This window comes from Nostoc sp. JL23 (assembly GCF_017115065.1).
In the GTDB taxonomy this organism is placed as follows: Bacteria; Cyanobacteriota; Cyanobacteriia; order Cyanobacteriales; family Nostocaceae; genus Nostoc; species Nostoc punctiforme_A.
In genome coordinates, this window is the sequence record NZ_JABXKN010000141.1 from 21055 (window position 1) to 34410 (window position 13356).

General features: G+C 40.0%; 12 protein-coding genes and 1 riboswitch. Of the genes, 7 read left to right on the forward strand and 5 right to left on the reverse strand.

All coding sequences use genetic code 11. The features are described 5' to 3' along the window. Positions 1–57 precede the first annotated feature (57 nt). A complete protein-coding gene (locus HWQ42_RS29760) occupies positions 58–1293 on the forward strand; it encodes an LL-diaminopimelate aminotransferase (protein ID WP_292818315.1) in 1236 nt (411 codons plus the stop codon). Between the two features lie 112 nt (positions 1294–1405). Beyond that, positions 1406–2047, forward strand: a complete 642-nt coding sequence (locus tag HWQ42_RS29765; protein WP_292818318.1) for a Uma2 family endonuclease — start codon at positions 1406–1408, stop codon at positions 2045–2047. A 59-nt stretch (positions 2048–2106) separates the two neighbouring features. Here HWQ42_RS29765 and HWQ42_RS29770 read toward each other — a convergent pair whose 3' ends face one another. The 3 genes from HWQ42_RS29770 to HWQ42_RS29780 form a co-directional block, all read right to left on the reverse strand. Beyond that, positions 2107–2700: an RloB family protein gene (locus tag HWQ42_RS29770; protein WP_292818321.1), complete on the reverse strand. Its 594-nt coding sequence runs from the start codon at positions 2698–2700 to the stop codon at positions 2107–2109. After that, a complete protein-coding gene (locus tag HWQ42_RS29775) occupies positions 2693–3901 on the reverse strand; it encodes an ATP/GTP-binding protein (protein ID WP_292818324.1) in 1209 nt (402 codons plus the stop codon). Before HWQ42_RS29775 ends, HWQ42_RS29770 begins: the two co-directional genes overlap by 8 nt. Before the next feature lie 218 nt (positions 3902–4119). After that, on the reverse strand, positions 4120–5448 hold the full coding sequence (locus tag HWQ42_RS29780) for a voltage-gated chloride channel family protein (RefSeq protein ID WP_292818327.1): 1329 nt from the start codon (positions 5446–5448) through the stop codon (positions 4120–4122). Between the two features lie 95 nt (positions 5449–5543). Next, positions 5544–5628, reverse strand: a riboswitch (Fluoride riboswitch). Between the two features lie 87 nt (positions 5629–5715). On the opposite strand from HWQ42_RS29780, the gene HWQ42_RS29785 reads away from it, so the two are divergent. After that, positions 5716–7788, forward strand: coding sequence for a TrkA family potassium uptake protein (locus HWQ42_RS29785; RefSeq protein ID WP_292818330.1), 2073 nt, complete (start codon positions 5716–5718; stop codon positions 7786–7788). A gap of 82 nt (positions 7789–7870) precedes the next feature. Here the strand turns inward: HWQ42_RS29785 and HWQ42_RS29790 are convergent, their stop codons facing one another. Together HWQ42_RS29790 and HWQ42_RS29795 are read right to left on the reverse strand one after the other, a co-directional pair. Next, positions 7871–9064 (reverse strand): MFS transporter, encoded by a 1194-nt coding sequence (locus tag HWQ42_RS29790; RefSeq protein ID WP_292818390.1) that lies wholly within the window; start codon positions 9062–9064, stop codon positions 7871–7873. Positions 9065–9153: 89 nt separating this feature from the next. Further along, entirely contained in the window at positions 9154–9402 is a 249-nt protein-coding gene (locus HWQ42_RS29795; RefSeq protein WP_292818333.1) for a hypothetical protein, read from the reverse strand. A gap of 81 nt (positions 9403–9483) precedes the next feature. Between HWQ42_RS29795 and HWQ42_RS29800 the strand changes: the two genes are divergently transcribed. The 4 genes from HWQ42_RS29800 (at position 9484) to HWQ42_RS29815 (ending at position 13221) form a co-directional block, all read left to right on the forward strand. Continuing rightward, complete coding sequence (locus tag HWQ42_RS29800) at positions 9484–10035, forward strand: Chromate resistance protein ChrB (RefSeq protein ID WP_292818336.1); 552 nt, start codon at positions 9484–9486, stop codon at positions 10033–10035. Between the two features lie 271 nt (positions 10036–10306). Further along, the gene (locus HWQ42_RS29805) at positions 10307–11176 is read left to right on the forward strand and encodes a zinc metalloprotease HtpX (RefSeq protein WP_292818339.1); all 870 of its coding nucleotides are present in this window, start codon (positions 10307–10309) and stop codon (positions 11174–11176) included. Positions 11177–11292: 116 nt separating this feature from the next. Next, on the forward strand, positions 11293–11697 hold the full coding sequence (locus tag HWQ42_RS29810; RefSeq protein ID WP_292732023.1) for a hypothetical protein: 405 nt from the start codon (positions 11293–11295) through the stop codon (positions 11695–11697). A gap of 195 nt (positions 11698–11892) precedes the next feature. Further along, positions 11893–13221, forward strand: coding sequence for a chloride channel protein (locus HWQ42_RS29815; protein ID WP_292818342.1), 1329 nt, complete (start codon positions 11893–11895; stop codon positions 13219–13221). Positions 13222–13356 lie beyond the last annotated feature (135 nt).

Below are 13356 nucleotides of genomic sequence, written 5' to 3' on the forward strand. Positions count from 1 at the left end.
CCCCGCCCTCATAAATTAGCAGTAAGCTATTTGAGGGCGTTTTTCATAATCTACATAATGGCAACTATTAACGACAACTACCTGAAACTGAAAGCGGGTTATCTGTTTCCAGAAATTGCTAGGCGGGTGAATGCCTTTGCAGAAGCTAATCCTGATGCTAAAATTATCCGCCTGGGTATTGGCGATGTTACCGAACCTTTGCCGGAGGCTTGCCGCACAGCGATGATTAAAGCTGTGGAAGAAATGGGCGATCGCAATACCTTCAAAGGCTACGGCCCAGAGCAAGGCTACGCTTGGTTACGAGAAAAAATTGCTACTCAAGATTTCCAAGCACGGGGAGCCGATATAGATGCTTCCGAAATCTTTATCTCCGATGGTTCCAAGTGCGACACGGGCAACATTCTGGAAATCTTTGGTCATGACAATATAATTGCCGTTACTGACCCCGTTTATCCAGTGTATGTAGACACTAACGTAATGGTGGGAAATACTGGGGATGCCAACGATAAAGGCGAATTTGAAGGCTTAGTTTATCTGCCAATTACGGCTGATAACAACTTCACCGCAGAGATTCCCTCAAAGAAAGTCGATTTAATTTATCTCTGCTTTCCCAATAACCCCACTGGCGCAACTGCTACTAAGGAATATCTCAAAGCTTGGGTAGACTATGCCAAAGCTAATAACTCGATTATTTTCTTTGATGCAGCCTACGAAGCTTATATTACCGATCCGTCGATTCCCCACTCAATTTATGAAATTGAAGGTGCAAGAGATGTTGCGATCGAATTTCGGTCTTTTTCCAAGAATGCAGGTTTTACAGGAACTCGTTGCGCATTAACTGTGGTACCGAAGACACTCACAGCAAAAGCCGCCGATGGTTCCGATGTCGAACTATGGAAACTGTGGAATCGTCGCCAGTCTACCAAATTCAACGGTGTTTCTTACATCATCCAACGCGGAGCCGAAGCGGTTTACTCCGAGGAAGGACAAGTACAAATCAAGGGATTGGTGAGTCTCTATCTCGAAAACGCCAAAATTATCCGCGAAAAACTCACAGCCGCCGGATTATCAGTTTATGGTGGCGTGAATGCACCTTATGTCTGGGTAAAAACGCCTAATGGTTTATCCAGTTGGGAATTCTTTGATAAGTTGCTGCAAACTGTCAACGTTGTCGGAACCCCTGGTTCTGGCTTTGGTGCTGCGGGTGAAGGTTACTTCCGCATTTCGGCGTTTAACAGCCGGGAGAATGTCGAAGAGGCGATGAAGCGGATTGCCGAGAATTTTAAGGTGTAGAGCGATCGCTTTTGTTAAACTCAATCTATTAGTCTAAAGGTTACGGTGGGCTGTATTATCCACCGCAACCTGATAGATAATTATTGAGATTTAGCTTATTGATATTTTGGTTATGACTGCTGCTATCCCCGTTTTCAAAGCTGTTAGCCAGATGCAGTTAGCACCTGGTAGCACGGTGACTATTCCAGATGTTAGCTGGGAAGAATTTGAATCTATTTTAGAAGAATTGGGACAAAAAAGAACTACACGAATTGCCTACAGCCAGGGTACTTTAGAAATTATGGCTCCTTTACCAGAACATGAAATTCCCAAAGATTTAATTTCTGATATTGTCAAAATATTGCTGAAAGCTAAAGATATCAGATATCAACCTTTTGGTTCCACCACCTTTAAACGACAAGGTGTAGCAGGAGTTGAACCTGATGCTTGCTTTTATATTCAGAATTATCAACAAATGATTGGCCATCGCCGCTTGCAAGCTGATGACCCGCCGCCAGATTTAGCGATTGAGACTGATGTTACATCAAAAACTACTCTTGATGCTTATGAAGCTATTGGAGTCCCAGAATTATGGGTTTACGACAGTGGAAACCTTTCTATTTATTTGCTGAGAGAGGGGAAATATATAAAATCTAACACCAGTCCTAATTTTGAAGATATAGCGATTACTCAAATTATTCCTGCTGCTGTGGAACGTAGTTGGCAAGTAGGAAGTTTTCAAGCTTTGGAAGAATTGGAAGCGATGATTTTGTAAATAATAAAGTAGCCACTGGATGGTATAAACAATAATTTATGTAATCTAAAAGATAAGAATTATCGAATGAATTTATTTAGCTCCTCAACTAAAAGATGTACTGTTGTTGAAGGATTATCACTTACTGGATTGGGATGATTATATTGCTTCAGAAGACTTTTAGCGTGTTTGATGGCAGTAGATTGGCGATTTTCTATTTCCTCATAGATAGTTGCACTATTTTTTTTATATTTGTATCCAAGCAATTTCTCTAACTTATCTATGTAATCTTTGCGAGGAAGTCCAGTATTTAAAAATTCAAAATGCAATACATACCATAGTTCAAAAGCTTCATTAGAATAAGCAACTTTAAATCCTTCTCTTTCAGCGTTGGCAATAGCGTTGTTAAAATCTTGCTTAGGCCAATCATCCCTATCAAATACGCACCAAATTTGATCGTAATCTCCTTGAGCTTTTAATTCTTTAGCCTCTTGTACTAGTTTACTTGGATTGTATCCAAATCCTCTAACATCAATCTTTTTCACAGTCGTGGAAACGCGAAAGCTCATGAAGTAATTTGGCTCAGTTTTTTCACCTTCACACATAATTAAAAATATTTGCCTAAGCTCTCTTGTTTCAACTTTTCTATCAGCATAGCCACGCTTTCTAGGCATTAGGCTCACCAAGAAGTTGACTTAAGTCACCAATAAATGGAATAGCACCATATCTGCCCTTGATATAATCACTTTCAAAAGAAGCATCATGTGGTATTTTATATTCAACTAATGAATATAAATCTGTAGCACCATATTTGTTTTTCTCAGTAAACCAAATCTGATCTCTACGAAAGAGTTTGTTACTAAGCAAATTAGTGTCATGAGTCATAAATATTAGTTGTGCATTATTAGAGTTTGTTTTTTTGGAGTTAAATAATTCAACAATTGCTTTCCCTATTAATGGGTGAAGTCTCGCATCAAATTCATCAAATATCAAAACTTTGCCATATTTAAGAGTATCTACTAAAAGTCCAACAATAGAAATTATTTTTTTAGTTCCTTCCGATTCTTGATTATCTAAATCAAAAAATTTAATAGAAGTATTACCTTTGCTAACAAACTTTTCGTGCCCCGTTCTAATTGAATTGTCGGTTTTTAAATGATAAGAGCTTTGTTCTATAGGAATATTTTCTGCTTCCTTTATTCTTATTTGTTTAATACCTAAATCTAATTTTTTAATTAATTGAATTATTTCTGATTTATTGTCATTATTTTTTGCTAAAGAGCTTACTGTATAACTCAAATGCTCTTGATCATCTAAACCTGAAACTATATTTACTTTTTTTGTGAGCCAATCTAGTATTCTCTCAGCTATTTCAACGTTAAATTGAGCAGCTACTGATAAAAAAAGTGCATTGCTCCTAGTTTTTGGGTAAATACGATCAGCTTTGAACCTTTTAGATAGATATTTTAGCTTATGTGAATTTCCATCAGTAATTCGCTCAAAAAGACGAGTTAGATTTGTGTTAGGAACATCAGATAACCACTCAGAAATAACTCTTTTTTGATTAGCTTCAAATCCATATCTATACTTTGTAGCATCTAATAGAAACACAATTTCAAAAAAAGATGGTTGTGCTTCAGTTTCTGTACTTAGCTCAAATGGCTCAACTCCTATTTTTTCTGTACTTTGAGTTTCCTTAGAGGAATTAATCATAAACCATTTCATAAAGCTCAAAGCTTTCGCAAGATTACTTTTGCCACTGGCATTAGCACCATAAATTGCAGCACTTTTGAGTAATTTTAGATCATCATCTATCGCAAAAACGTTGTTTTCATCAAGTTCCTTTTCTTTGGCAACAATATTTGCAGCCACCATACTAAAGGTTACTTTATCCTTAAAGGATCGGTAATTGCCAATACTAAACTCTATGAGCATAGTAACTTTTTATCCTAAACAGCATATTTGTGAAACGATCGCAAATATATAAGTTAAGCATAGCGGTTATCGCACATAAAATATGACTACTCTGACTATGCGATGCCTACAACGGTAAACTATACACTTTCCCAATTATCCATTCATGCATCAATAAATTATTCCTGAGCATTACTTCCTCCTTCTCCTCTATCATCAGGTAAATCAATTTTCGCTTGTCCATAATTAGCCAAAGTCACCCCTTCTTCTAAATATACAGCAGAGTATTTACTCAACCCAATACGCTGTGCAGAATAAATTCCTGAATGACCTGAAAATAAATAGCTCACTATACAGCCAATAGCAATAAATACCCCTGATTCCAAACCAAATAATTCAATTCCCATTAAGGTGGATGCCAAAGGTGTATTTGCTGCACCCGCAAACACACCCACAAATCCCATTCCTGCTAAGAGTGGTGCAGGTAATGCTAAAAGCAGCGATAAAGCATTACCTAAAGTTGCACCAATAAAAAATAGAGGTGTTACTTCACCTCCTTTAAAACCTGCTCCCAAAGTTAAAGCAGTCAGACCTAATTTTGCTGCAAAATCCCAAGGAGGTAGCTGAGTGAAAAAAGAATCAACAATAGTAGGGATACCAAGCCCAATGTATTTAGTTGTACCACTCAACCCAACAATTACTGCTATCATTGCACCGCCGATAAAAGGACGCATTGGAGGATAAGATATTTTTGCTTTAAATAAGTGACTAATTTGGTGAGTTACTTTCGCAAAAAATCTTGCTACAATTCCGAAAATTGCACCTGCGATAATGGCAGAAATTAATCCCCAAATTGTGAGCGTCGGTATAGAGGGAGCGTGTCGGTATACTGTATGATGTAAACCTAATAGTAAGGTGACTTGATTTCCAACGATCGCAGCAATTAAAGAAGGAAAAAGAGCATCATAATGAATTTTACCAATTGCTAAAACTTCCAGACCAAATACGGTTCCAGCTAAGGGAGTGCCGAAAACTGAAGCGAATCCTCCACTAATACCTGCTGTTAACAGAATTCGCCGATTAGCCCCTTTAAAATGTAATATTTTAGTTAACTGGTCTGCTAAAGAAGCACCCATTTGTAATGCTGTACCTTCACGACCGGCTGAACCCCCAAAAAAATGGGTAAGGTCTGTTCCTAGTAAAACAAGAGGAGCCATACGAAAGGGAATAATATTTTTAGGATTATGAATTTCTTCCAGTAAAAGGTTATTTCCAGCTTCTACAGTCCGCCCGAATTGATGATAAATCCAACCACTCAAGAAGCCGCCAAGGGGAAGCAAGGCGATAATCCAGCGATGTGATTCCCGCCAATCAGTTGCCCATTCCAATGATGCTAAAAGAGCCGCCGAAGCAGTTCCAGCAAGAATGCCAACTACAAAAGAAATAGGCAACCACTTGATTAGATGAGGTAAGGCAATAAATGGTTCAAACTGACGAAAGTGTTTCATACCATGACTCCTTGAAGTGCGATTTGTAGACAAATACTTTCTACAGGAGAGTCAGGTAATGTATTTAGCCAAGCCCTACTCTCCCGCAGTCAGCAAGGAAAGTAGGAGCCATCAGCCTTCCAGAAGAGAGTTTATCACGCTGGAAAGGCGGTTTTGGCGAGCTCCATCGCCGTTAATTATCTAATTAATAGTACCATTTTTGCTGTAGGTCAATATCTTTGGTATTCTACGATATAGATAAATAATATGTATCATTGGCGGTATTATATGCTGCCATCATCAGAAAGTAATTATCAGCCTGTTAAAGATTCTCAAACAAAACTAGATCGGTTTTTAGTTTGTGGGCTAGGAAGTTTGGGTCAGCATTGTGTTGCAGTCCTGAAAGAGTATGGTGCTATTGTCAATGCTATTGATCAAGAACAACCAAAAAATTTGCAGGTATCAAATTTATCAAGTTTATTAGAACAGTTATTAATAATCGGAGATTGCCGTCAATCCAGTGTTTTAGAACAGGCAAATATTTCTCAGTGCCGAACTGTACTTTTAGTCACTGGTGATGAACGGGTAAATATAGAAGCTGCTTTTGCTGCGAGGCTTTTAAATCCTCAAGTTCGCTTGGTTGTACGTTCTGACAAACAAAATCTCAATGAACTTTTAAGTCAAACCCTTGGTAACTTTATTGCCTTTGAGCCAAATCAAATTTCTGCTTCTGGCTTTGCTGTTGCAGCACTTGGAGATGATAATCTCGGATATTTCCAACTGGAGGAACGCCAATTTCGGGTAGTAAAGCGTCAGGTTAAAATGAGTGATAACTGGGGTAATAAATGGCGTATACATGAACTGAATACCTTATATCGTCGGGTATTGAATCACGCTAATGATTCATCTCCTTTGCCTAAAGAATTTCATCAGTGGGAATCAGAAGCGATATTGCACCCAGGTGATACGATTATTTATATAGAAGTTACAGAGCAGCTTAAAAGTTTGAAGAAACTTTCTCCTGTGCGTAAATATAGCTGGCAGCAGTTATGGCAAGAGATTGGATCACGGAGAGCTTGGAATTATTTCAAACAGAAAATAGCAAATCTCTCGCGAACATTCTATCGTTATCAAAGTTTACGGGTGGCAATTATCTGTGGAGTTACAGTACTTTTTCTTTGGTGTTTTGGAACAATTATCTATATCTTAAATTATCCTGGAAGTAACATAATAGAAGCCTTTTATGCTACTGTTGTCTTGCTTTTAGGAGGATACGGAGATATATTTGGCGGTGTAAATTTTAAAACGCCACCAGAGCCAGCGCAAAATATGCCAGGGTGGTTGCGATTGTTTAGCCTCGCACTAACTTTAACAGGTATAGCTTTTGTTGGGGTTTTATATGCGTTGCTAACTGATGCTTTGTTAAGTTCAAGATTTAAGTTTTTCAATAGTTACCAGCCATCAATCCCCCAAAAAGACCATGTTGTTCTGATTGGATTAAATCGAGTTGGTCAGCGAGTCGCGACTTTATTACAAGAGTTTAAGCAACCTTTGGTAGGTATTAGCAGCACAGCACTCAATGCCGATTTTCTCAACAAAATACCACTGATTATTGATAATATTGCCGATGCTCTAGGCAAAGTGAATCTCGCTAATAGTAAAAGTGTCATTGTCGTTACAGACGATGATATGGAGAATCTGGAAATAGCTTTGATGGCATACGCTAAGAGTCCGACAACTCGTGTGATTATTCGGACTTACGACCAATACTTTCGTGATAACGTCGCACGATTGTTTCCTTATGCCCAAGTTATTTGCACCTCTGCAATTTCAGCAGAAGTATTTGCTGCTGCGGCTTTTGGAGAAAATATTCTCAGCTTGTTTAACTTCGATACTCAAACTATTTTGGTAGTAGAGTACATGATTGAAGCTGGAGATACACTAAATGGATTACTATTAGCTGAGGTTGCTTATGGTTATGGAGTTGTACCAATTCTATACCAAAACCTCAAGCGATCGCCTGTTAAGTTAATGCCTTCTGATCATACACAACTTGCTGTTGGCGATCGCCTGGTTGTTCTAGCAAATAGCAATAGCCTCCAGCGGATTGAGCGAGGTGAAATGTTTCCTCGAAATTGGCAAGTGCAGGTTGAGAAAGTTTTAGCTCAAGATGCGATTTTTGATGGTGCAAATGAAATAAGTATAATATCGGGATGTAACATTGGCACAGCTAGAGAGTTGATGCATAATTTGCCTGCACAGTTACCAAGAGCATTATATAAACAACAAGCTATGTTACTGGTGCGAAGGCTCAGTAAATTAAGAGTTACAGCCAGGGTGAAGCCGCTTGTTGAGAATTAAAATTTTATTAGAATAACTAACCGCAGAGGCGCAGAGGACACAGAGAAATGAGAGTTTGAAAGATATTTTACGTAAGTCCTAGTTATATTTGTAAATATTTTTTTCTATTAATTACCAGCAATAAGACAGCAGCGATCGCAAACAAGCTTCCAGTTATAAATGTTGCCTCTGCTCCCAGTGTTTGCCACAATCCACCAGCTAGCAAACTGGCGGGTAAAAGCGCTAATCCCACAGCCAAGTTGAAGAATCCAAAAGCAGTGCCGCGCAAATTTGCAGGTATGCTATTTGCTACTAGCGCCAACAGCAATCCTTTACTCATACCCAAATGCAAACCATAAAGGCCAAACAATCCCCAGGTTTGCCAAGGTGTCTGCACAAAAGCGAAACCCAGATACACTAGGGCGTATAGGAGAAATCCGCCTACTAGTAGCCCAAATTTGCCCACGCGATCGGAAAGTATTCCTATTGGGTAGGCGCTGAATGAGTAGGCAATGTTCATCACCATTAATGTCAACGGTATAAGTGAAGCTGAAATACCTGTTTGTTCAGCTCGCAGCAATAAAAAAGCATTGCTGGAGTTGCCTAAATTGAATAGCAGCGCCACTGCTACAAGTACCCAGTATCCTTGACCTAAACTGCGTAAAGCTTCCCATTGCAGAGGATTGCTTCGGTTTTCTTGAGTTTCACTTGTTGGTTCGCGCACTCCCACTGTTAATAAAGCCACTGCGAAAAATCCAGGGATGAGTGCTAGCCAAAAAATGAGGCGGAAGTTGTTTTCGGAAGCAGTCATCAGGGCAAATGCTGCCAAAGGCCCCAAAAATGCTCCGATAGTATCGAGGGATTGACGCAATCCATAAGCTGCACCGCGTACCTCTGCGTTAGTTGAATCGGCAACTAAGGCATCGCGGGGCGCTACCCGAATACCTTTGCCAATGCGATCGCCAAATCGAGCTATTAACACCCCAGTTGGACTGGTAGCTACAGCAAATAGAGGTTTTACAAAGGTTGATAATCCGTACCCAAACACCGCTAATCCTTTACGATGTCCCAAGTAATCACTCAATACTCCCGAAAAGACTTTTAAAATTGAAGCTGTTGCTTCTGCAATACCTTCAATGATGCCGACAGTCCAGATATTTGCCCCTAATACTGACACTAGAAATAAAGGCAATACAGAATTAATCATCTCGGAACTAATATCTGTCAGCAGACTGACAAACCCCAAAACCCAAACAGTCCGAGAAATTTTCTGGACGAATTTATCTTGTACCTGCATATTGCCTGTTTCTGCTACATCTATATTGATAGTGATAGATATGTACACTTCTACAGCAGATTTATTGGCTGCAAAGATTTTTGAAAATACTACATCAGTTCTATAATTCTTGAGAACCAATAAGTAATTTCTGCATCACTGAAGGTAGTCAATCGGGCAATTTCTCTCGCCATCTGATAGGCTTTCTCGCCTTGAGAATGTTGAGCCAAACTAGCATGGTTCAGTAAAACAGTTTTTAAATCCCCTGGATATGTGGGTAAGTGACAATTCCCCAGAGGTTCCATCCTTTGGATAATGGGACTCCAGTCAATGCTGCCAACTTGATAGTTCACATTCATAATTTTTTAAATGCAACAGATGTTTCATTAATCAATCTAACAATAAATTAAATCGAATGCAACACTTGTTACAATAACTCTATGGATAGAAAATCTTGGAATCTATTGGTGTACAAAGTACCTGCACAACCTTCAACGCAACGGGTGTATGTTTGGCGTAAACTTAAGGGATTGGGCGCACTTTACTTACAGCAGTCGGTGTGCTTGCTACCGCAGCGAAAAGACTTGCAGAGCCATTTGGAAGAATTAAAAGCGGACATTATAGCAGGTGGCGGTGAAGCAGATTTGTTAACTATTTGGATTGACGAACCTAAGCAAAATGCTATGTTGGTAGAACGTTTTCAACAGCAGGCAGACCAAGAATATCAAGAGTTTTTGGGGCAATGTCGAGATTTCCATAGCGAATTGAGCGAGGAACGGAAAATAAGTAACCTCACTTTTGCAGAACTGGAAGAGAATGAGGCGGAACTAACGAAACTACGTTCTTGGTTGCCAAAAATTCGCGATCGCGATTTGTTTGATACCCCAAAATACTCACAAGCTACTGAAGCTTTGAAGGCGTGCGAATTAGATTTTCAGCTATTTTCCCAACAAATATATCAAGCACAAGGAATAGACTCAGAATCTGTATAAGTAACTGGATATTAACTAATGGCGTAGGCATAGGTAAACCTCAGTATCGCCCTTGTAATTTCTATCTAAATAAACAATTTATTCCTATAGATGGATGCGTTTTTAGTATCTATAGACATTAATTCTATGACTAAAACTTAAGTAGGAAAACCGTACTTATCTGATAGGTTTTCTGTACCATATATCTAAATTGAGCTAGATAAAATCAAAATGTAGCTGAAGTAATGCTGTTTTCTCAAACATTTACACAGCATTAGCAGGAGAGCAAAATATGACAAATCAATTGAAAACGGCTGCAATGCTTGCTGCGCTAAGTGGTCTTTTGATTGCAATTAGTTACTGGGTAATTGGTGGTTCTAGCGGCTTGATTATCGGGATTGGCTTGGCAGCAGTTACAAACCTGTTTTCCTGGTATCAATCAGATAAAATTGCCTTAGCAGTATACCAGGCGCAACCTGTGAGTGAAAGGGAAGCACCAGGACTTTATCGGATGGTGCAGAGATTGAGCGATCGCGCTAACATTCCTATGCCTAAAGTTTACATTGTTCCCAGCCAAGGTGCTAACGCTTTCGCTACAGGTCGCGATCCAGAACACGCTGCTGTGGCTGTCACTGAAGGTATTCTAAATATATTGCCAGACGATGAACTCGAAGGTGTTATCGCCCACGAGCTAACCCATATTATTAATCGTGACACCTTGACACAAGCCGTTGCTGCGACTGTGGCTGGTGCGATCTCATTCCTAGCCCAAATGGTTAGTTACAGCCTATGGTTTGGTGGTGGTTCGCGAGATGACAATAGAGGTGGAAATCCAATAGGAGTTTTATTAACAGTCATGCTTGCGCCGGTGGCTGCAACAATCATTCAGCTAGCAATTTCGCGCACACGAGAATTTTCTGCTGATGCAGGTTCTGCGAGATTAACTGGTAATCCCCGCGCCTTAGCTAGAGCATTGCAACGCTTAGAAGCTTCAGCAAAGCAAATGCCTTTAAATGCTAATCCAGCTTATGAGCCGTTATTAATTATCAATTCCATTTCTGGACAGTTTCTGGGTAACTTATTCTCCAGTCACCCTGCTACAGAAATGCGAGTTGCAGCATTGCTGAAATTAGAGCAAAAACTGCCAATAAAAACTTATTAATTTGTCATTAGTCATTTGTAATTTGTCCTTTGTGAAATAAATAATGACTAATGACTATTAGAACGGGGTGCAATTTTTATTGGAGAGGAAACTTTGCAATTAAGGATGTTTTAAGTATGAATTCTAACAATATCGAATCTACTGAATCCATAGTAATTGTAAAAATAAATTCTGAAACCGACAAATTAGTGGACACCGAAATGGCTGGTGAAACTGATGAGGTGAAGCGCGAAACCAAAGCGTTAATTGAGGCGTTAAAAAGACGCGCTCAAGCTGAGGCTGATTCAGCAGGTACTCTCACCCGTGAAACCTATTTGAAAGTTGTGCGCCAAGCACGGGAATTAATTGAAGGAAGGAAACTGATGCAACGCGATCGCTTAGAAAACTCTTGGGCGGTAATTCAGGATGAAGCCGAGAGAAACTGGCACTTATTGATGAAAGATGTCGTAGACTTCAGCTTTCGCGTGCAAAAGGCGGCTATTGCTGCTTGGGAAACTTTCAATAATCCTTACTCTCGTTAAAGAGGGTGCGATGCCTAGGTTGGGCTACGCCTACGCAGATAAATATTTTAGGGGCGTACAGATGTACGCCCCTTTTTATGGGCCGTCAAAAATATCGCTCTTTGTAGACCAAAAATGATTCACTAAACTAAATAGCCTTTACCATAAAAAGCGTAAATATTCAGTACTCTAGGTTTCACAAATAGGAAATAAGCAGTGTTACCAAACAAGCCTCCCTCCAACAATCAAACTCAACGCTGGACATTTGCTCAACTTTTTGGACTGGTAAAGCGTAATCCCCTAATGATTTCGCAGTGGACGATTCGCTGGGTAGTTGTGGGGACTGCTGGTGGTCTATTTGCAGCCTTGTACTGGAATATTCTAGAGTTTTTAACTCACAGACTCCAGCCATTTGAGGGTTTTAGCTTGCTGATAGTGATGCCACTTAGCGGTTTAGTTATCGGTCTGGTGATTCATTTTTTGGGAAATCCCGGTGAAATCGCTGTGATTGTTGATAATATTCATTTTCGTGGCGGACGCCTAGATGTTCGCAAAAATCCTTCAATGATTCTTGCTTCTCTAGTCAGCATCTCAGCAGGCGGTAGTGCTGGTCCAGAAGCACCACTCGTACAGGTAACAGGTTCTTTTGGTACTTGGATTGCCGATCGCTTAAAACTCCAAGGTGAAGACCTCAGAACCATGAGTTTAGCAGCAATGGCGGCTGGCTTCACTGCGTTGTTTGGCGCACCTCTTGGCGGTGCAATGTTCGCTTTGGAGATTTTGCACCACGAGCATATTGTGGAATATTACGAAGCCTTAATGCCAGCCATTGTTTCGAGTTGCGCTAGCTATCTGGTGTTTGCAGCAATTACACATTTGGGTATTGCCCCCACTTGGCATTTTCCTCAGTATCACTTAGAAAGGATTGATGATTTTGCGATCGCGATCGCGTTTGGAATTATCGGAGCTGTGGCGGGATGGATTTTTATGGGCATTTTTCGCGGCTGCGATGCCTTTTGGCAAGCTGTTTCACGTCTGGGCGCACCAACTCCTGTTCCCATATATGTACGCACAACACTAGCAGGAGTGGGACTTGGCAGTTTAGCAATTTTATTACCCCTGACGCGTTATTTTGGACATGAAGAGTTAGATTCAGTCCTGACTGCTAACTTTAGTGCTGTTTTTCTCTTAACTCTAGCTCTTGGGAAAATGGCTGCCATTAGCATTACGGTAACAGGTGGGTGGCGCGGTGGATTCATCATTCCCCTATTTTTCACTGGTGCTTGCATTGGTAAAGCAGTAGCAGTCATAATCCCGGGACTAGATCCAGCCCTTGCGATGATTTGTACAATGGCTGCTGTCAACGCAGCCGTAACCCGCACACCGATAAGTACGACTTTGCTGCTGTCAAAACTGACTAATTTGAGTCCCTTTACGCCAATCCTTTTTGCCAGTTTGATCGGATTTTTTCTTGCCCCTAAAGTTCCTCTGATTGCATCTCAACTCAAATCCCAGAGAGAAGCTACGGATCAAACAAGCGGCTGAGTTAGCTGCCCAGGCATAAAAAAGCAATATATGCTAAGATTGTATCAAATTATAGCAATTATTCAAGAGCAATTTAGAATAATTTTGCGCTTTGTTGAGTAAAAAAGCTAAAATCTACGATTTTTGGAGATTTTT

Excerpts from the sequence above, each read along its gene's own strand:
- HWQ42_RS29775 (WP_292818324.1), bottom strand. The coding sequence starts at position 3,901 with ATGGTGGCTGCAAATATTGTTGCCAAAGAAAAGGAACTTGATGAAAAC.
- HWQ42_RS29800 (WP_292818336.1), top strand. The coding sequence starts at position 9,484 with ATGGATAGAAAATCTTGGAATCTATTGGTGTACAAAGTACCTGCACAA.
- HWQ42_RS29790 (WP_292818390.1), bottom strand. The coding sequence starts at position 9,064 with ATGCAGGTACAAGATAAATTCGTCCAGAAAATTTCTCGGACTGTTTGG.
- HWQ42_RS29780 (WP_292818327.1), bottom strand. The coding sequence starts at position 5,448 with ATGAAACACTTTCGTCAGTTTGAACCATTTATTGCCTTACCTCATCTA.
- HWQ42_RS29785 (WP_292818330.1), top strand. The coding sequence starts at position 5,716 with ATGCTGCCATCATCAGAAAGTAATTATCAGCCTGTTAAAGATTCTCAA.
- HWQ42_RS29810 (WP_292732023.1), top strand. The coding sequence starts at position 11,293 with ATGAATTCTAACAATATCGAATCTACTGAATCCATAGTAATTGTAAAA.
- HWQ42_RS29795 (WP_292818333.1), bottom strand. The coding sequence starts at position 9,402 with ATGAATGTGAACTATCAAGTTGGCAGCATTGACTGGAGTCCCATTATC.
- HWQ42_RS29770 (WP_292818321.1), bottom strand. The coding sequence starts at position 2,700 with ATGCCTAGAAAGCGTGGCTATGCTGATAGAAAAGTTGAAACAAGAGAG.
- HWQ42_RS29760 (WP_292818315.1), top strand. The coding sequence starts at position 58 with ATGGCAACTATTAACGACAACTACCTGAAACTGAAAGCGGGTTATCTG.
- HWQ42_RS29765 (WP_292818318.1), top strand. The coding sequence starts at position 1,406 with ATGACTGCTGCTATCCCCGTTTTCAAAGCTGTTAGCCAGATGCAGTTA.
- HWQ42_RS29805 (WP_292818339.1), top strand. The coding sequence starts at position 10,307 with ATGACAAATCAATTGAAAACGGCTGCAATGCTTGCTGCGCTAAGTGGT.